18 protein-coding genes are annotated in these 17,975 nt (G+C 70.0%); 8 read left to right on the forward strand and 10 right to left on the reverse strand.

Annotated features, from left to right (window positions below; all coding sequences use genetic code 11):
* Window positions 1–34: 34 nt before the first annotated feature.
* Together ABEA43_RS01685 and ABEA43_RS01690 are read left to right on the forward strand one after the other, a co-directional pair.
* Entirely contained in the window at window positions 35–1,363 is a 1,329-nt protein-coding gene (locus ABEA43_RS01685) for a DUF7158 domain-containing protein (protein WP_345557879.1), read from the forward strand.
* Window positions 1,363–2,625, forward strand: coding sequence for an ROK family protein (locus ABEA43_RS01690; protein ID WP_345557881.1), 1,263 nt, complete (start codon window positions 1,363–1,365; stop codon window positions 2,623–2,625). Before ABEA43_RS01685 ends, ABEA43_RS01690 begins: the two co-directional genes overlap by 1 nt.
* A gap of 186 nt (window positions 2,626–2,811) precedes the next feature.
* On the opposite strand, the gene ABEA43_RS01695 is transcribed toward ABEA43_RS01690, so the two are convergent.
* The 3 genes from ABEA43_RS01695 to purN all read right to left on the reverse strand — a co-directional run bounded on the left by ABEA43_RS01695 (window position 2,812) and on the right by purN (window position 5,296).
* On the reverse strand, window positions 2,812–3,000 hold the full coding sequence (locus ABEA43_RS01695; RefSeq protein ID WP_345557883.1) for a hypothetical protein: 189 nt from the start codon (window positions 2,998–3,000) through the stop codon (window positions 2,812–2,814).
* A 125-nt stretch (window positions 3,001–3,125) separates the two neighbouring features.
* Window positions 3,126–4,670, reverse strand: a complete 1,545-nt coding sequence (gene purH / locus ABEA43_RS01700) for a bifunctional phosphoribosylaminoimidazolecarboxamide formyltransferase/IMP cyclohydrolase (protein ID WP_345557885.1) — start codon at window positions 4,668–4,670, stop codon at window positions 3,126–3,128.
* On the reverse strand, window positions 4,667–5,296 hold the full coding sequence (gene purN / locus ABEA43_RS01705) for a phosphoribosylglycinamide formyltransferase (protein WP_345557887.1): 630 nt from the start codon (window positions 5,294–5,296) through the stop codon (window positions 4,667–4,669). Before purN ends, purH begins: the two co-directional genes overlap by 4 nt.
* 75 nt (window positions 5,297–5,371) lie before the next feature.
* Here purN and ABEA43_RS01710 point away from each other — a divergent pair, with 75 nt between their 5' ends.
* Entirely contained in the window at window positions 5,372–5,791 is a 420-nt protein-coding gene (locus ABEA43_RS01710; RefSeq protein WP_345557889.1) for a hypothetical protein, read from the forward strand.
* A gap of 174 nt (window positions 5,792–5,965) precedes the next feature.
* Here ABEA43_RS01710 and ABEA43_RS01715 read toward each other — a convergent pair whose 3' ends face one another.
* From ABEA43_RS01715 to sucC, 3 genes are all read right to left on the reverse strand, one after another.
* The gene (locus ABEA43_RS01715) at window positions 5,966–7,603 is read right to left on the reverse strand and encodes a cell division protein PerM (RefSeq protein WP_345557891.1); all 1,638 of its coding nucleotides are present in this window, start codon (window positions 7,601–7,603) and stop codon (window positions 5,966–5,968) included.
* 172 nt (window positions 7,604–7,775) lie between these two features.
* Window positions 7,776–8,651, reverse strand: coding sequence for a succinate--CoA ligase subunit alpha (sucD, locus tag ABEA43_RS01720; protein WP_345557893.1), 876 nt, complete (start codon window positions 8,649–8,651; stop codon window positions 7,776–7,778).
* Window positions 8,652–8,654: 3 nt separating this feature from the next.
* Window positions 8,655–9,836, reverse strand: coding sequence for an ADP-forming succinate--CoA ligase subunit beta (gene sucC / locus ABEA43_RS01725; RefSeq protein WP_345557895.1), 1,182 nt, complete (start codon window positions 9,834–9,836; stop codon window positions 8,655–8,657).
* A 278-nt stretch (window positions 9,837–10,114) separates the two neighbouring features.
* Between sucC and ABEA43_RS01730 the strand changes: the two genes are divergently transcribed.
* Entirely contained in the window at window positions 10,115–10,912 is a 798-nt protein-coding gene (locus ABEA43_RS01730) for a hypothetical protein (protein ID WP_345557897.1), read from the forward strand.
* A gap of 46 nt (window positions 10,913–10,958) precedes the next feature.
* On the opposite strand, the gene ABEA43_RS01735 is transcribed toward ABEA43_RS01730, so the two are convergent.
* From ABEA43_RS01735 to galE, 4 genes are all read right to left on the reverse strand, one after another.
* The gene (locus tag ABEA43_RS01735) at window positions 10,959–11,315 is read right to left on the reverse strand and encodes a VOC family protein (RefSeq protein WP_345557899.1); all 357 of its coding nucleotides are present in this window, start codon (window positions 11,313–11,315) and stop codon (window positions 10,959–10,961) included.
* Window positions 11,312–11,563, reverse strand: coding sequence for a zinc ribbon domain-containing protein (locus ABEA43_RS01740; RefSeq protein ID WP_345557901.1), 252 nt, complete (start codon window positions 11,561–11,563; stop codon window positions 11,312–11,314). Before ABEA43_RS01740 ends, ABEA43_RS01735 begins: the two co-directional genes overlap by 4 nt.
* Window positions 11,560–11,991: a MarR family winged helix-turn-helix transcriptional regulator gene (locus ABEA43_RS01745; protein ID WP_345557903.1), complete on the reverse strand. Its 432-nt coding sequence runs from the start codon at window positions 11,989–11,991 to the stop codon at window positions 11,560–11,562. Before ABEA43_RS01745 ends, ABEA43_RS01740 begins: the two co-directional genes overlap by 4 nt.
* A gap of 408 nt (window positions 11,992–12,399) precedes the next feature.
* Window positions 12,400–13,410: a UDP-glucose 4-epimerase GalE gene (galE, locus tag ABEA43_RS01750; protein WP_345557904.1), complete on the reverse strand. Its 1,011-nt coding sequence runs from the start codon at window positions 13,408–13,410 to the stop codon at window positions 12,400–12,402.
* Window positions 13,411–14,178: 768 nt separating this feature from the next.
* Here galE and ABEA43_RS01755 point away from each other — a divergent pair.
* The 4 genes from ABEA43_RS01755 to ABEA43_RS01770 all read left to right on the forward strand — a co-directional run bounded on the left by ABEA43_RS01755 (window position 14,179) and on the right by ABEA43_RS01770 (window position 17,876).
* A complete protein-coding gene (locus ABEA43_RS01755) occupies window positions 14,179–15,630 on the forward strand; it encodes a glutamate-cysteine ligase family protein (protein ID WP_345557906.1) in 1,452 nt (483 codons plus the stop codon).
* Between the two features lie 5 nt (window positions 15,631–15,635).
* Window positions 15,636–16,271, forward strand: a complete 636-nt coding sequence (locus tag ABEA43_RS01760) for a neutral zinc metallopeptidase (protein ID WP_345557908.1) — start codon at window positions 15,636–15,638, stop codon at window positions 16,269–16,271.
* Between the two features lie 98 nt (window positions 16,272–16,369).
* Window positions 16,370–16,657 (forward strand): WhiB family transcriptional regulator, encoded by a 288-nt coding sequence (locus tag ABEA43_RS01765; RefSeq protein WP_345557910.1) that lies wholly within the window; start codon window positions 16,370–16,372, stop codon window positions 16,655–16,657.
* 535 nt (window positions 16,658–17,192) lie between these two features.
* Window positions 17,193–17,876 (forward strand): CPBP family intramembrane glutamic endopeptidase, encoded by a 684-nt coding sequence (locus tag ABEA43_RS01770; protein ID WP_345557912.1) that lies wholly within the window; start codon window positions 17,193–17,195, stop codon window positions 17,874–17,876.
* Window positions 17,877–17,975 lie beyond the last annotated feature (99 nt).

A 17,975-nucleotide genomic window follows, 5' to 3' on the forward strand; every position in this document is an offset into this window, starting at 1 on the left:
TCGCCCCCACGTCCATCCACCCACTATCGCCAGCGTGGGCGGAGACACCACGACCGTCGGCCTGAGCGGAGGCACCACGACCGTCGGCCTGAGCGGAGGCACCACGACCGCTGGCGTCAGCGCAGGCACCACTACCGCCGGCGCAGGTGCGATCATCGGCTGGGTCGGTGATCAGCCCGTTCCGCGAAGCCTCCTTGATCGGCGCATCGCCGATCTTCGCGAGGGCCCTCTCAGGGCGGCGCTCCCCGTGCCGGGAAGCTCCGAGGACCGCCAGCTCGCCCGGTGGCTGACCCAGGTCATCCTCACCGAGTCGCTCTGCGAATCGGCCGCCGCCGAGCTCGGCTTGCCCCCGCACGACGAGCCACCGCGCAGCGTCGCTTCCCGGCCCGACCTCCAGCCCACCCAGCACCAGGTGACCTTGCCCAGTCCCCCGAACGCCCACGACGACGACCGCAGGACTGCGAGCACGCCGCCCCACTCTCAGCCCGAGCACCACGATCACAAGGCTGCGGGCACCTCGCTCGACCGCGTGGCCGCCGTGGAGCTGGGCTCGATCAACGCCGCCGCCTACAACGGCAGCCGGTGGGTACGCGCGATGTTCCAGCACGTCACCGCCGCAGTGACCGTGCCTCCGGAATGGCGGGAACCTGCCGTGCGGCGGGAGCGCCCGCCCCTTCACCTCGTACGGCATGGCCTTTTCGCCGACCACTCGCGTGCCACCGCGGCGACCGAGTCCGATCTCGAACCACTAGGTGCGGTGACCCTCGACTCTCTACCGTCCGCCATCGCCGGAGCCATCGGACGCCAGCCCTACGGCACGCTTGTGGGCCCGGTGGAAGATGCGCTGGGCTGGCATGTCGCGGTGGCCACCCCGGCGCCCGCGCCGCAGGAGCCCGCGACGCCTCGGCTCGCACGACAGGAGCACATGCCACACCACTCGGCCCTGAGCCCACCGGCCCCCAGCCCATCGGCCTGCGACTCAACCGTGCCGGGTGCATCCGCATCCGGCCCATCCGCCCACGACACAACCGCATCCCGTCCGTCCGCATTCAGCCCATCGACCCTCGACTCGACCGCGCCCGGTGCATCCGCATCTGGCCCATCGACCTACGACTTGACTGCGCCCGGTGCGTCCACGTCCCGCCCATCGGGCTCCGGTTCGTCCACGCCTGACTCGTCCGCAACCGGCCGACCGGCGCCTGAGCTGGGAGTGGTCGAGCGTGGGTCGTCGCTCGTGGAGGCGGCGCGGCGGAGAGCCTTCGCGCGATGGCTCGACGACATGCGTGCCCAAAGGGTAAGACTCATCCCCGGCCTCGAACATCCTGGCGATCCCCGCCAGCCCGACAACCACCACAAACACTGATGACCTGCGTACTTGCCATTGATATCGGAGGAACCAAGCTCGCCGCCGCCCTGGTGGACGAGGCCGGTTCCGTCCTGTTCTCCGCTACCCGGCCCACGCCGCGTACGGACGTCATGTCCGCCCTGGCGGCCCTCATCGCGGAGGTGACGGACGGCGGCCCGCCGCCCGAAGCCGTCGGCGTCGGCTGCGCGGGTCCTCTGGATCTCGCCGCCGGGACCGTGAGCCCGGTGAACATGCCCAGTTGGCGCGGGTTCCCGCTGCGCGACGAGGTGCAGAAGCTGACGGGGCTGCCCACCATGCTCGCGGGCGACGCCCAGTGCTTCGCTCTCGGGGAGCACTGGCTGGGAGCCGGCCAGGGATGCACGTCGCTGCTCGGCGTCGTCGTGTCCACCGGGATCGGCGGTGGCCTGGTGATCGACGGCGCCCCGCTCCTGGGGCCGACCGGGAACGCTGGGCATGTCGGGCATATGAGTATCGACCCCTACGGCGAACGCTGCGAGTGCGGCGGCCGGGGATGCGTCGAGCGCTACTCCAGCGGCCCGAACCTGGTCCGCTGGGCCCTGGAGAACGGCTGGTCCCCCGGTGCCGTCCATGAGCCATCCGATGAGCGCTCCGACGACCCGTCCCAGTCCGGTGCGCGACCCGGTCACCCGTCCACGCTCCGCGCGGGACCCGGCGACCCCTCCCCATCGGGTGAGCGACCTGGAGACCTGCCCCCCTCCGGTGAGCGACCTGGAGACCTGCCCCCCTCCGGTGCGCGACCTGGAGACCCGTCCCCATCCAGTGAGCGACCCGGCGGCCCGCCCCCATCGGGTGAGCAACCTGGAGACCCGTCCCCATCTAGCGAGGGACCGGGTGACCTGTTCCCGTCTGGCGAGCGACCGGGTGGCCCGTCCGGTGGCTCGTCGGGGAAGGTGACGTTGCGGGGGCCGGGTGAGGAGGCCGATGCGCGCATGCTCGCCGAGGACGCCTCAGCAGGAGATCCCGTCGCGGTGGCGGCGTTCGAGCGCGGCGCCAGGGCGCTGGCCGGCATGATCGCCTCCACGGCCGCCACGGCCGAGGTCACCACCGTGGTGATCGGGGGTGGAGTGTCGGCTGCGGGCAAGGTCCTGTTCGATCCCTTGGAACGCGCTCTGGACGACGTAGCCGGTCTGGCCTTCGTACGGGCTGTCCAGGTCAAGCAGAGCACCCTCGGCGTACGCGCTGCGCTCGCCGGAGCGGCCAACCTGGCCTGGCAGGCGATCCGGCCACCGGGCGCCTGAAGCCGCACGCGACGCACAGGGCAGTACGCGGTCCGCGGCCCGGAAGGACAGCGCCTTCCGGGACCCGCCCAGCACAACCCAGCGCACCTGCGGATCGGCACCGCCCGGCCTGGGGAACCCGTCTGGCCCTTGGGGAACACTGTGGCCAAGTCAGGCCGCGTGACCGGGTCAGGCCGTGGGGCCGGGTCAGTCGCGTTCGGCGGCGGCGGCAGCGGCCTGGGCTTCGCGGCGCTCGATGATCCGGCGGGTGAACGGGATGACCTCCACGACCCGGCTGCCGAGATAGGCGCCGATGAAAGCGAGTATCAGGAGCACGAAGGGACTGGTCGCGAAGCCGTTCACGGTGACGAACACCTGCAGGACCGAATCGAGCATTGTCATAGGGGAGCTCCGGGGGAATGAGGCGGGAGAGGCAATCAGGCTAACCGTAGATAACCGATGCTCGCCTCAAAAACAGGAAAAGGGCGACATGATCGCTCATGCCGCCCTCAACCGGACGATCAGTGGAAGAAGTGCCGAGTACCGGTGAAGTACAGGGTGATCCCGGCCTTCTCCGCAGCCTCGATCACCAGCTCGTCCCGAATCGAGCCCCCCGGCTCGACGATGAACCGGACCCCGGCGTCGATCAGCACCTGCGCCCCGTCAGGGAAGGGGAAGTAGGCGTCGGAGGCCGCGACCGCGCCCGCCGCCCGCTCGCCCGCCCGCGTGACCGCCAGCCGGCACGAGTCGACCCGGTTGACCTGCCCCATGCCCACGCCCACGGTGGCTCCGTCGCTGGCCAGCAGGATGGCGTTCGACTTCACCGAGCGGCACGCGCGCCAGGCGAACTCCAGGTCCGCCAGCTGCTCGGCCGAGGCGGGCGCGCCGGTCTTGAGCTCCCACTGCGTCGCCGCGTCGCCGGGCGCGTCCACCCGGTCCACCGACTGCACCAGCAGGCCGCCGTCGATCTTGCGGAACTCGGTCGGCGTGGCCGGCCCGTCGGCGCACTGCAGCAGGCGCAGGCTCTTCTTGGCGCGCAGCACCTCCAGCGCCTCCGCGTCGTAGGCCGGCGCGACGACGACCTCGGTGAACACCTCGGCGATCTGCCTGGCCAGCTCCACGGTCACCGCGCGGTTGACCGCGATCACCCCGCCGAACGCCGACGTGGGGTCGCACGCGTGCGCCTTGCGGTGCGCGTCGGCCACGTCGGAGCCGATCGCGATGCCGCAGGGGTTCTGGTGCTTGATGATGGCCACGCAGGGCTGCGTGAAGTCCCAGGCCGCGCGCCAGGCGGCGTCGGAGTCGAGGTAGTTGTTGTAGGACATCTCCTTGCCGTGCAGCTGCTCGGCGTTGGCCAGCCCGCCCGTGCCGCCGGTGTAGAGGGCCGCCTGCTGGTGGGGGTTCTCGCCGTAGCGCAGGGTGGCCTTGCGCTCGTACGTGGCGCCGGTGAACGCGGGGAACTCGCCCTCGCCCGCCTCGTACGCCTGCGCGAACCAGTTCGCCACGGCCACGTCGTACGACGCCGTGTGGGCGTAGGCGAGGCCGGCCAGCCGCCTGCGGTCGGTGAGCGTGAAGCCGTCCTCGGCCACCGCCTTGAGCACGTCGCCGTAGGCGCTGGGGTCGACCACGACGGCGCAGGTGTTGTGGTTCTTCGCGGCGCCCCGGATCATCGCGGGCCCGCCGATGTCGATCTGCTCGACGCACTCCTCGTCGGACGCGCCGGAGGCCACCGTCTCCTGGAACGGGTAGAGGTTCACCACGACGAGCTGGAACGGGTCGATCTCCAGCTCGTCGAGCTGGGCCACGTGGTGCGGCTTGGTGACGTCGGCCAGCAGCCCGGCGTGTACGCGCGGATGCAACGTCTTGACCCGGCCGTCCAGGCACTCCGGGAACCCGGTGAGCTGCTCGACCTTCGTCACCGGAATCCCGTAGGAGGAGATCGCGGCGGCCGTGCCACCAGTGGAGACGATCTCCACTCCCGCGCTGTCGAGGCCCCTGGCCAGCTCCTCGAGCCCGGACTTGTCATAAACAGCGATCAGCGCGCGCCGGATGGCGATGCGAGTCACGTGGATTCCCCTCCTGATTGATTGCCGATTCGGACGATACGTCCGCTGACCGTCCAGCCCTCCCGGGCCATCCGGCCGACGATGTCGACGAGCAGGCGGCGCTCGACGGTCTTGATGCGTTCGTGCAGCTCCGCCTCATCGTCCTCCGGATGTACGCTCACCGCTTCCTGCGCGACGATCGGCCCGGTGTCGATCCCCGAGTCGGCCAGCATCACCGTGCAGCCGGTCACCTTGACCCCGTGGGCCAGCGCGTCGCGCACACCATGGGCGCCCGGGAACGACGGCAGCAGCGCCGGGTGGGTGTTCAGCACGGGGAACGCGCCGAGCGTGGGCGCACCCAAAATTTTCATGAAACCGGCTGAGACCACCAGGTCGGGTTCGTAGGCTGCGATCTTGGCCGCGATCGCCGCGTCCCAGTCCGCCCGTGTCGCGTAATCGCGCAATTTTTCCACAAATGTCGGGACTTCTGCCTTCGACGCTCTGGCCAGCCCTTCGATCCCATCCCTGTCGGCGCCGACTGCCACCACGCGAGCCCCGTACGACGGGTCGGCAGAAGCGTCCAGCAGGGCCTGTAGGTTGGTTCCAGAGCCGGAGACGAGGACGACGAGCCGCCCAGCCTTAGACACGCACACTCTCCAAGAGGAAACAGGGTGGGGGTGCCAGGGTATCTGTTCCTCGCCCGGCGACGCAGAGGAGGTCAGGTGTCGACACCGGTGCAGGCACCGGCAGGCCAGCAGCCCGCTGACTCAGCGGGCCGCCGAGCGATCTGGTTGTCGATCGCAGCGCTGGCCATGACGTTCATGTTGCCGCTCGCCGGCCTGGTCATGGCGCTGTTCGCGCTCATGGCCGGGATCCGCGCGCTCCCGTTGCTGCGAGGTGCGCGCAAGCCCACCGGCATCGCCGTGGGCGGCATCACCATCTCCTCGATCGCGCTGGCGCTGTCCGCCCTGGCCACTGCGATGCAGCTCTACCTGATGGACGAATACTCGGCCTACACCGAGTGCCTCAAGGGCGCCGGCACGGTGTCCTCGCAGGGCGAGTGCTTCACCCAGTTCAGGGACGCCGCTCAGCGCAAGCTGCCGGCCGACGTGCTCGACGTGCTCGGCGCCATCCAGCCGTAACACTCCCGGGGCGGAAAATCGGCTGCGCTCCGCCCGCAGACGAGCCAAGGATCGGCACGGCGAGCAACACCGGCACCGAACGCTACCGACGCCTCATCCAACGGCTCGGCCTGCGCCGATGACACCCGTGCCGGGGGAAGCAACGGCTTTCCCCGGCACCGCCCGGGGCGGCCGCTAGTCGCGGTCCCAGGCGTAGGGGTCGACGTAGATGACCTTGCCTCCCCGGTCGTCGGACTCGTCCACGATGTCCTTACGCGGCGGGCGTGCCTCACCGGGCTCCGGCTCCTGCGCGCGCGGGCGTGCCTGGGCCAGCGTCTCCGCCTCCGCCGAGGCGTGCTCGTCCTGCCAGTCGTCCCTGATGACCGGGATCTCCTGGGTGTCGGCCTCGGTGGCGTCCATCCAGTGGCCGGGCAGCGGGCGCGGGTCAGACTCGGCCAGCCCGACCCTGCTCGCCGCCTTGGCGATCGCGGCGCCGGCCTTGCGCACCGGGGCGGCCGCCCGGTCGAGCGGCGCGCGGGCCTTCTTGTTGAGCAGCAGCAGGTTGGCCACGCCCGCCGAGATGCCCGCGGCCACGCCGACCTCCAGCGCCACCGACAGGGCCACCTCCCAGGGCGAGGGCCCGACCGCCGCCAGCCGCCCGCCGCCGATCGGCCCGCCGGACAGCGCCGCCAGCAGCCCCGACACCAGACCGGTGGAGACGCCCGTGAGGAATCCCCAGAGCGGCGCGGCCTCGTACGAAGGCGAGGGCGAGATCCTGGCCACCACCACCCCGGCCACGGCCCCCGCCGCGAACGGCAGCGCGATCACCGCCATCATCCACCCCGGCACGGGGCCGCTCTCCGGCAGCGCCCCGAGCAGGGGCAGGCTCGGCACCGAGCCGAGTTGCACGCCCGTGGGCGCGACCAGGGTGTCCGCGCCGATGGCGAACCCGGGTCCGGCGATGTAGGAGGAGGCCCAGATGACGGCGTTGAGCGCGTAGAGAAGCTGGAGCAGCAACAGCAGCACCCCGCCCACGAACCCGGGCGAGAGCACCTCGGACAGCTCCCTGATCTGCCCGAAGTTCAGCACGACCGCGACCAGCACCAGCGCGAGCCCGGCAACGAGCAGCACCGCCGTGGCCATGGCCGTGCCGACGGTCATGGCCCGCACCCGCTCGGGCAGCAGCCGCAGCATCGCCCGCCACGGCCCGATCGTCCGCGCCGTGGCCAGCGCGCCCGCCAGGAACGCCAGCACGAAGTGGCTCAGCAGCGCCTCGCCGATGAACGGCTGCGTGATCTCGTTGCTGGCCACGAGCGCGATCAACCCCGCGAGCAGCGCGTACGGGGCCGCCAGCGACACCCCGGCCTGGCCCACGAGGATGAGCTGGGCCCGGCGCCGGGCCCCGGCCTGCTCCTTCGGGCTGTTCTTCGGCAACCGGGCGGGCAGGCGCAGCCGCAGGTCGGCGTCGCGCGCCATCCATCGTCCGGCGCGGTAGAGGAGCATGGCGGGCAGGATCATCAGCCCGAGCGGCAGCAGCCCGACCCGCCCGCCGGGGATCGCGAACCCGGCGTGGTGCGCGGCCAGCCACAACTGCGCGGCCGTACGGAACACACCCGGCAATCCGGCGCCCAGCGTGCCACGCGGCGCGGCGATCCAGCCGACCAGCGTGAGCGTGGTGAGCGCGGCCAGCCCGACGCCCAGCGTGCAGGCGGCGGCCAGCATCCCCGACACGGGCAGCGGCCGCCTCGTCTCGTCGTCGTCGCTCGACCCCCCGGGCAACTTGCCGAGCACAGACCGGGGGGCAGTACGCAACTGGTCGAGAATCGCCGTCACAGTAGGCGATTTTCTCAAGGTTTCCCGACCAGCGCTTGGTTGACGCGCCGGTCTCGGGCGGCTTTGTCATTACGAACTGAGCACGCGAGGCCACCCGCCGGGGTCCCGGGGAAAGAGAAAGCCCCGCGCGGCGAGCACCGCACGGGGCTTTCTGCAGAGATCCGCAACGCGATCAGCGAGCCTGCATGATCTCGCGCATCAGGCGGGCCGTCTCGGAGGGGGTCTTGCCGACGCGGACGCCGACCTTCTCCAGGGCCTCCTTCTTGGCCTGCGCGGTGCCGGCCGAGCCGGACACGATGGCGCCCGCGTGGCCCATCGTCTTGCCCTCCGGCGCGGTGAAGCCCGCGACGTAGGCCACGACCGGCTTGGAGACGTGCTGCTCGATGTACGCGGCGGCGCGCTCCTCGGCGTCGCCGCCGATCTCACCGATCATCACGATCGCGTCGGTGGCCGGGTCCTCCTGGAACGCCTGGAGCGCGTCGATGTGCGTGGTCCCGATGACGGGGTCGCCACCGATGCCCACCGCGGTGGAGAACCCGAAGTCGCGCAGCTCGTACATGAGCTGGTAGGTGAGCGTGCCCGACTTGGAGACCAGGCCGATGCGGCCGGCGGTGGTGATGTCGGCGGGGATGATGCCGGCGTTGGAGGCGCCGGGCGAGGCGATGCCGGGGCAGTTGGGCCCGATGATGCGGGTCTTGCCACCCTTCGCCACCGCATACGCCCAGAACTCCGTGGAGTCGTGCACCGGCACGCCCTCGGTGATCACCACGACGAGCGGGATCTCGGCGTCGATGGCCTCCTTGACCGCGTCCTTCGTGAACGCCGGCGGCACGAACACGACCGACACGTCCGCGCCGGTCTGCCCCATCGCCTCCTTCACCGTGCCGAACACGGGCAGGCCCTCGTGCGTGGTGCCGGCCTTGCGGGCGTTGACACCGCCCACGACGCGGGCGCCGGAGGCGAGCATGCGGCGGGTGTGCTTGGTGCCCTCACCGCCGGTCATGCCCTGAACGATGATCTTGCTGTTCTCAGTCAACCAGATGGCCATGGGTCACACACCTGCCGCAGCGAGCTCGGCGGCCCGCTTGGCCGCGTCGTCCATCGTGTCTACCAGCTCGACCCGCGGAAGCGCGGCGTCGGCCAGGATCTGCCGCCCGAGCTGGGCGTTGTTGCCGTCGAGGCGGACCACCAGCGGGTGGGTCACGGCCTCGCCGCGGCTCTCCAGCAGCTTGAACGCCGAGACGATGCCGTTGGCGACGGCGTCGCAGGCGGTGATGCCGCCGAAGACGTTCACGAAGATGGACTTGACGCTCGGGTCGGAGAGGATGATCTCCAGGCCCGCGGCCATGACCTCGGCCGAGGCGCCGCCGCCGATGTCGAGGAAGTTCGCGGGGGACGGCTTGCCGGGGAGCGCCTCACCGGCGTAGGCGACCACGTCGAGCGTGGACATGACCAGCCCGGCGCCGTTGCCGATGATGCCGACGTCGCCGTCGAGCTTGACGTAGTTGAGGTCCTTCTCCTTGGCTTTGGCCTCGAGCGGGTCCTCGGCCGCCTTGTCGGCGAGCGCCTCGTGGTCGGACTGGCGGAACGCCGCGTTCTCGTCCAGCGTGACCTTGCCGTCGAGGGCCTTGACCTGGCCGTCGGCCGACAGGATCATCGGGTTGACCTCGACGAGCGTGGCGTCCTCGTCGACGAAGCAGCACCAGAGCTTCTCGATGAGCTCGGCGGCGCCGTCGAGCGACTTCTCCGGCAGGCCGCCGGCCGCCGCGATCTCGCGGGCCGTGGCGCGGTCGACGCCGGTCAGCGCCGAGACCGGCACCTTGGCCACCTTCTCGGGCGCGGTGTGGGCGACCTCTTCGATGTCCATGCCGCCGGCGGCCGAGCAGATGGCGAGGAAGGTACGGTTCGCGCGGTCGAGCAGGAAGGAGAAGTAATATTCCTCCGCGATCGCGCTGGCCTCCTCCACCAGCACCTTGTGGACCGTGTGGCCCTTGATGTCCATGCCCAGGATGGCCTCGGCCTTGGTCACCGCGTCGGCGGCGTCATCGGCCACCTTCACGCCGCCGGCCTTGCCGCGACCGCCGGTCTTCACCTGGGCCTTGACGACAACGCGGCCGGTCAGCTCGGTGGCGGCCGACCGCACCTCCTCCACGGTGTGAGCGACGATGCCGCGTGGCACCGGGATGCCGTAGTCAGCGAAGAGTTCCTTCGCCTGATGTTCGAACAGGTCCACGAGGGTCCGTCCTTGCTTATCCGACTGATGTTCGACGGCCCGGGCAACCCCGTGCGTGCCGGGCGTTTCCGCCAGTGAAGCCTAGCCCGAAGCTTGACCTGCCCAGGTCATCGGGTCGGGGTTCTCCCGGTATGTGACGGTCATCTCACTTCTCGACGATGGCTCCTGCACAACAATTGCATGGTTTTGGAGCCGTACGCCCCGATCTCCGATATATGGTCGTGATCTTCAATTGGCAGGATTCTGCCCCCCTCTCCTTTTGAATCGAAGGAAAACGTATGAAGCGAATTCTCGCGGGCCTGGCGTTAACCACGGCCGCCGCGCTCGTGACCGCGACGCCTGCGCTTGCCGCGCCGGTGGATCCGGTGAAGGCGCTGAAGAAGCAGTTCGTCTCGGGGCACGGGGTGCGGATCTCCGAGACGACGCGACTGACCGTGGACGGCAAGAGCTCGTCGGCTGGAAAGACGACCGGCACTTTGGAGTTCGGCAAGTCGGGGGTCGTCGCCTCCGATCTGAAGAACCGGGCCCCCGGCGGCCTGGCGGCCGCGTTCGCGCCGCCGCGCATCATCACGGTCGGCGGGCACAGCTACGCGCAGGGCGGTGCGTTCAGCGAGGAGCTGCCCGAGGGCAAGAAGTGGGTGCGCTACAGCGGTGTGGCGACCGGCGGGACCTACAACCAGAGCATCGACGTCTTCGAGCCGAAGGTGCTGAAGGCCCTGGTGTCCCACGCCAAGAGCTTCAAGTCCAGCACGTACAAGGGGTCGCTGACGTACAGCGAGCTGAGCAAGGTGTACGGGCAGAAGCTGACCGGCAAGATCGGTAAGATCAAGATCGACTACTCGGTGGTCGTCAACTCCAAGGGCCTGGTCACCCACCTCAAGTCGAGCTGGACCATGGACTTCGGCGTCCTCGGCAAGTACCGCTCGACCACCGAGTCCCGGTACACCGGATGGGGCTCCAAGGTCAAGATCAAGGCTCCGGCCGAAGACCTCTGGATCGACGTCAGCGACCTCAGCGGCGACACCGAGGTTCCGAAGGACATCCCGGACAACTCGATCAACTCGCTCGGCAACTAGCCCGGACGTCCCCTCCTGCCCTGGTGGCGGGAGGGGACTTTCCCGTTCAGGGCGGGGACGTGCGGGAGAGGTGGGGTTGTTTGGCGTAGTCGGTCAGGCCGATGACGTTCCCCCACGGGTCGGGCACTTCGACCGTCCAGCCGGTGAACACCTCGAACGGCTCGATCCCCAGCTCACCCGCCACCTCGCGGGCGTCGGGCACCTCCAGCCAGACGCGCATGGAGCCCGGCCGGCCGTCCTGGACGCATACCAGCAGGCCGGGGGTCTCCGCGCCGATCGCGTACAGCGCCATCTCCCCCGTCGAGAACCGCTCCGCCAGCCCCAGCACGCCCTCGTAGAACTCCTTGGCCCGCGCCAGATCCCCCACGCCGACCAGGATGTTGTCGACACCGAGAGTCTTCACGAGACCAGCCTCGGGTGGTCGCGCCAGGCGGGCATCGACCGCATGTAGGCCCTGGTGGCCGCCTCGGCCTCGGCTCTGGGCTGGCCGGTGTGCTGCGTCTGCCACTGCACCATGCGCTCGAACCGCTCGTCGAAGTCCTGCAACGTGCCGTCAGGCTTGGCACACAGCCTGCACCAGGTGCTGTCCGGATGGCCCGGCGCGTGGTCGGCCGCCGTCTCCATCGGCATTCCGCAGTTTTCACAGCTCATGGCTCGTCCTCTCTGAGCAGCGCCTTGAGCCCTGTGACGAGCCCTTCACGCTCCCGTGGCGTCATCTTCCGCACGGCCCGCGCCAGCAGGTCGTCTTCGAGCACGCGTGGTGAGGCCGCGGCGGCGGCCGCCCTTCCGTCGTCCGTCACCCAGACGAACACCCGGCGCCGGTCGCGCTCGTCCCTGATCCTGGCCACCAGACCGCGTTCCTCGACCCGGTTGACCAGCTCGGTCGTCGCGGCCTTGGACAGGTGCAGGTGCTCTGCCAGCTCGCTCAGGGTGAGCGGGCCCGCGGCCAGGAGGTGGGCGAGGACTGCGTGCATCCTGGCGGTCAGGCCGGCGGCGACCGGCCTCCTGGACGCCTTGAACCGCCGGTAGATGGCCGGGTAGAGCCGCGCGACCTCGCGGGCCGCCTCCGCTTCTTCCATCACTTCTTTCGTGTACGAACTATTCGTGTACGAATCGTACTGCGCGACACCACACCGGTCCAGGGTCCATCGGACCGGCGTGAGCCGATTTCCGGCAAGGGGAACCCCAGACCGGCGGATCCCCAGGCGGCGGGTCCCCAGGCGGCGGACCCCCGGGCGGACAGCGGGGGCCCGGACAGCGGGGACCCCAGGCCGACGGACCCCCCGGACGGTGGATCCCCGGGCGGCGGGGCCCAGGCCGACGGACCCCGGCTGGCGGACCCCCGGGCGGCGGGCCCCCGGCTGGCAGATCCACTGACGACGGGCCCCCGGCCGACGGGCCCCCGGCCGACAGAGCCCCGGCCGACGGCCCCCTGGCCGGCAGAACCCCGGGCGACGAACCCTCGGACGGCGGGTCGAGGGAGCGGGCTAGTGGGAGGCTTCGGCTGGGAGCCCGCCGGGGTCGCCGAGGCGGGAGTCGCGCAGAGCGGCCCATTCGAGCGAGTGCCTGATCCCCTCCTCCACGGAGTAGCCCGCCTGCCAGTCCAGCAGGCGACGGGCGCGGTCGCTGCGGGTGTAGGCCCCGGCCACGTCACCTGGGCGGGCGGCGGCCTCGACGACGTCGATCGGACGGTCCGAGACGCGGTTGAACGCCTCGGCCAGCTCCCGCACGGTGGTGCCCGAGCCGGTGCCCAGGTTGATCACGTCGACGTCCAGCTCGTCGAACCGGCGCAGCGCCGCCACGTGCGCGCCGGCCAGGTCCCAGACGTGGATGTAGTCACGGATGCCCGTGCCGTCGCTGGTCGGGTAATCGGTGCCGGTGATCTGGAAGGGGACGCGCTCCTCGTACGCCTCGATCATCTTGCCGAGGGCGTGGCTCGGACGGCGCAACTGCAGGCCGGTACGCATCTGGGGGTCGGCGCCGATCGGGTTGAAGTAACGCAGCGAGAGGATCCTGATCGGGCGACCGGCGGCGATGTCGGCGAACATGGCCTCGCACACCGCCTTGGTCTGCGCGTACGGGCTCTGCGGAGCGAGCGCGGAGTCCTCGTCGACCGTGTGGTCGGGGCCCGCCTCGTAGATGGACGCGGACGAGCTGAAGATCATCCGACGGCAGCCGTTGCGGAGCAGGTGGTCGACGAACTCAAGGCTCTTGGCGACGTTCGCGCGGTAGTAGCCGATGGGGTCGGCCACGGAATCCGGCACCACAATGAGCGCCGCGCAGTGCACGACTGCTTCGATATCCGGATTTTCGGCAAATATCTTGTCAATCAGCGGGCCGTCGCTGATATCCCCCTCATAGAACGCCCTTCCCTCCGCGAACTCCTTCCGCCCGGTCACGAGACTGTCGAGAATCACGGGGGTGATCCCGGCGTCGAGACACGCCGACGCGACCGTGCTGCCGATATAACCCGCCCCACCAGTAATCAGTACGCGCATGCCCGAAGCCTATTGCCTGCCGTGGCGGCCAAAAGTGGTATCCCGCGGAGCTCCGCGACAAGCGAAACTCCCACCCCCCAGGGGCTCGGGGCGCCGAGGTCGGGCGCGGGTTCGCGCGCGTGGTTCTGGGGGGTTGGGGCGGAGTGGTCGCGGTGGTGGGTGGATGGTCGCGGTGGCGGTTCAGGGGAGTGGGGTGTTCGCGGTGGTGGTTCAGGGAGTGGGGTGAGCGGTCGCGGGCGCGGGCGCGGGCGATCGTGGTCGTGGTCGTAGTCGTGGTCGTGGGCGATCGTGGTCGTGGTCGTGGGCGATCGTGGTCGCGGACGGTCGTGGGTGGGTGGTCGCGGTGGTGGGCGGCGGTCGTCCAGGGAACTGGTCAAGGAGTCGTCCAGGGAGGCGGCCAAGGAGTCCGTCCACGGAGGTGGCCAAGGATGCGCGTCGTAGCGGTGGCGCGCCACTGACGGGTCAGCGGCCGTTTCCTGGAAGGTCGCCGCCGGAGTGCGGCGGGTGGTGGCCGGCCGCGCGGAGCCGTACAGGATGGGGGGCTCGGGTTTGGAATGCCGGCGCACGAAGCCGCCCGCCGCGCTCCCGCCCCAGCCCGAACCGCGCCCACGCCTGCATTCACCCCCAGCCCGAACCGCGCCCCAGCCTTCATCCACCGCCGGGCATTCGAAATTGCTGGCCAAGTCCGTCAAAGTCCATGACCAAGTAAGCCCATCGGTCTGGCCTTGTCGGCGCTGGCGTGCGACATTGCCTGATATGGGCAGGGACGTGCCAGTCGTCGTGTTCAGCAGGGACGACCGCCGGAACTATCGTGAAAAGGTCCACCGATGTCTTGACGTCTTCGCCGCGATGCTGCGCGAATCCCGCTTCGAGCTGGAAAGCCCGCTCGCCGGCCTCGAGATCGAGCTCAACATCGTGGACGCGCGCGGCGAGGCGGCCATGCGCAACGCCCAGGTGCTCGCCGCGATCAAGCAGCCGGATTGGGCGACGGAGCTGGGCCAGTTCAACATCGAGATCAACGTCGAACCCCAGGACCTGGGCGGCGACGGCGCACGTCTCCTGGAGGACGATGTCAGGGCCCGGCTCAACCACGCCGAGGAACGCGCCCAGTCCCAGGACGGCCACCTGGTCCTGATCGGCATCCTCCCCACACTGCGCGAACAGGACATCGGCGAGGGCACGCTCTCCGCGAACCCCCGATACCGCCTGCTCAACGAACAGATCTTCGCGGCCCGGGGCGAGGACCTGCACCTGTGCATCGAAGGCGTCGAACGCCTCGACACGCACGCGGACAGCGTCGCGCCCGAGGCCGCCTGCACGAGCGTGCAACTGCATCTGCAGGTCAGCCCCGACGCGTTCGCCGCGCACTGGAACGCGGCGCAGGCCATCGCGGGCGCTCAGGTGGCGGTGGCGGCCAACTCGCCCTATTTGTTCGGCAAGGAGTTGCACCGTGAGACCCGGATCGCGCTGTTCGAGCAGGCCACGGACACGCGTCCGGCGGAGTTGAAGGCGCAGGGCGTACGGCCGAGGGTGTGGTTCGGGGAACGGTGGATAACCAGCGTTTTCGACCTGTTCGAGGAGAACGTCAACTACTACCCGGCCCTCCTCCCCCTCTGCGAGGACGAGGACCCGCGCGCCGAGCTGGACCAGGGACGTATCCCCCAGCTCCACGAGCTCACCCTGCACAACGGCACGATCTACCGGTGGAACCGCCCGGTGTATGCGGTGGTCGGCGGAATGCCGCACTTGCGGGTGGAGAACCGCGTGCTGCCGGCCGGGCCCACGGTCGCCGACATCGCGGCCAACGCCGCCTTCTACTACGGGTTGATGCGGGTCCTTCCGTATGTCGAGCGGCCGATCTGGAGCCAGATGTCGTTCCAGGCGGCGGAGGACAATCTCGGCGCCGCGGCCAGGCACGGGCTCGACGCCCGGCTCTACTGGCCGGGCATGGGTGAGGTGCCGGCGGCCGAGCTGATCCTGCGTCGCCTGCTGCCCATGGCCCGTGAGGGGCTGGCCATCTGGGGCGTGGACGCGCCCATCGCCGACCGCCTGCTCGGCATCATCGAGGGTCGCTGCCTGTCCGGCCGCACGGGGGCAGGCTGGCAGGTGGAACGCGTACGCGCGCACGGCGGTGACCGGCACGAAGCGCTGCGTGCCATGACCCTCGACTACATCGAGCGCATGCACTCGAACGAGCCCGTACACACTTGGGACGTGTGACACCCGTGACCCGTGCTCTGATCCTCGCCGCGATCCTGCTGGTCTCCGCTTGCGGCCTCGTCCGGCCGCCTTCCATGAACACGAAAGGCCCGGACACTTTCGAGGACGACGTCCGCACCGCGTACACGCTGACGGAGGCGTTCTGGAAGCAGCAGTTCGCCCAGCTAGGACGGACTTACCGCCCTATTTCCGACTTCGTCCCCTACTCCGGGACCTCCGGGCCGAGCTGCGGCGGCCAGCCGTCCACCCCGAACAACGCCTTCTACTGCCCCGCCGGCCACTTCATCGCCTACGACCAGGATTGGATGCAGTCGCTCTGGGATGAGATGGGGGACGGATCGGTCTATGTGATCATTCCCCATGAGTTCGGGCATTCCGTGCAGAATCAGCTCCAGACCAGCTTCGAGCTGAACGTCCAGATGGAGCTGCAGGCGGACTGCTACGCGGGCGGCACCCTGTCGGCCCTCGTCAACTCGAATGCGCTGCAGGCCGACGAGGGTGACGAGGGCGAACTTCTCATCAGCCTGGAGGCGGCCGGCGACCCCACGGACGACTGGCTGAACCCGGCGGCCCACGGAACGGCGGAGCAACGGCAGGAGTCGTTCGTCATGGGTTACCAGAGCGGGGTCGGCGCCTGCTGAGGTCGTACACGCCCCCGCGCCGTAAGGCTCTGGGATGTACGCGCCGATCAACCCAGAGGATGATGTATCTGATCATGCCCACGCTCTACCTTGGGTCCATGCCATTGGAGGAGATCGGCTGGCTGCGCCGGGGGGCGTGTAGATCCAGCGACCCTGAGCTCTTCTTCCCCCTCGCCCCCACGCCGTCGCAGGAGGCTCGCGCCAAGGCCGTCTGCGCGAGCTGCCAGGTCATGGAGCAATGCCGCTCGTACGCCTTACGCGCAGGCGAGTCGGACGGCATCTGGGGTGGCCTGACGCCGGAGGAACGCCGCCGTACCCGCTTCCCCGAAGGCTGGCGCCGCCCCGCCGCCCCTGAGGCCGCCGCTCCTGAGGCCACTGCCTCCTGACGCCATCGCCTCCCGAGGTCACCGCCTCCTGACGCCATCGCCTCCCGAGGTCACCGCCTCCTGACGCCATCGCCTCCCGAGGTCACCGCCTCCCGACGCCATCGCCTCCCGAGGCCACCGCCTCCCGACGCCACCGCCCCCGGCGACGGCGCCCGCCGAGGCACGTCCACGACCAGCCACCCCTGACCACCACCCACCACCAGCCAACCGCCGGCCCGAGCCACCACCCCGCCCGGGCCGGACCCACGGCACTCCCCAGGAGGGCCGACCCAAGCCGGGACGGATTCAGGTCCCGAACCATTCCCCAGACGGGTTCAGGTCCCGAACGATTCCCCATCCGAGACCGACCCGAGTCCTCGAACCGCCTCGCACCGCAGACCCCTGGAACGCCGACTCACACAAACGCCTGTCGAACCAGTTCGTCCACGCTCAAAACACCCACTTCAGCTGAAACATCAGGAAGTTGCGGCCGGCGCCCCTGCATGCCGCACCCAGTGCGGGTTGGCAACGGCGGGTTGCGACGTAGCCTGCAAGGGTGCTGCTCCGATCGATCGCCGTCCTCGCCGCTGCCAACATCATGAACAACAAGGTCGCCCCCCGCCTGGGGCCACTGACCTCCGCCGTCGCGACGGCGGCGTTGGTCACGATGGCCCGCAAGTCCGGTTTGTCGTGGCAGGAGCTCGGCTTCGAGCACGGCCGTCGGGGCGCGATCGCAGGAGGCGCCTTAGCGGCGGCGGTGGCGGCCGTCTACACCGTCGGCGTCGCGATGCCGCGCACGAGGCCGCTGTTCCACGACGAGCGCGCCCTGTCGCTCTCTCGTGCCCGCGTACTGGAGGAGGCCCTTCTCCAGGTGCCGATGGGGACCGTTCTGCTGGAGGAGGTGGGTTTCAGGGGCGCCTTGTACGCCATGCTGCGCAAGAGCCATGGCACGGTCGCCGCCACGGGGGTCTCGTCGGCGTTGTTCGGGCTGTGGCACATCCTCCCGTCCATCGACATGGCGCGCGCCAACCCGGCTCTCGGCGCCCTCACGGCCGGTGAGTCCCCTGGGCATCTGGACACCGCCCGGGTGGTGGCGGGAAGCGTGGTCTCGACGGCGGCGGCGGGGGTGCTGTTCTGCGAGCTGCGCCGCCGTGGCGGCCTTCTGACCCCTGCGATGCTGCACCTGGCCACCAACTCGTTCGGCTACCTCTTCGCCCGGATCGCCGCCAAACGCAAGTAGCCCCGTTGCCTTCTTCCACGCCTCCCTTCGTCCCTTCGCGCCCCCGCCCGTCTCTTCGCGTCCCCATTCGTCCTTCCATGTCTCCGCCGCCCCTTTCGC

The sequence above is a fragment of the Nonomuraea rosea genome (assembly GCF_039539705.1).
GTDB classification, from domain to species: Bacteria; Actinomycetota; Actinomycetes; order Streptosporangiales; family Streptosporangiaceae; genus Nonomuraea; species Nonomuraea rosea.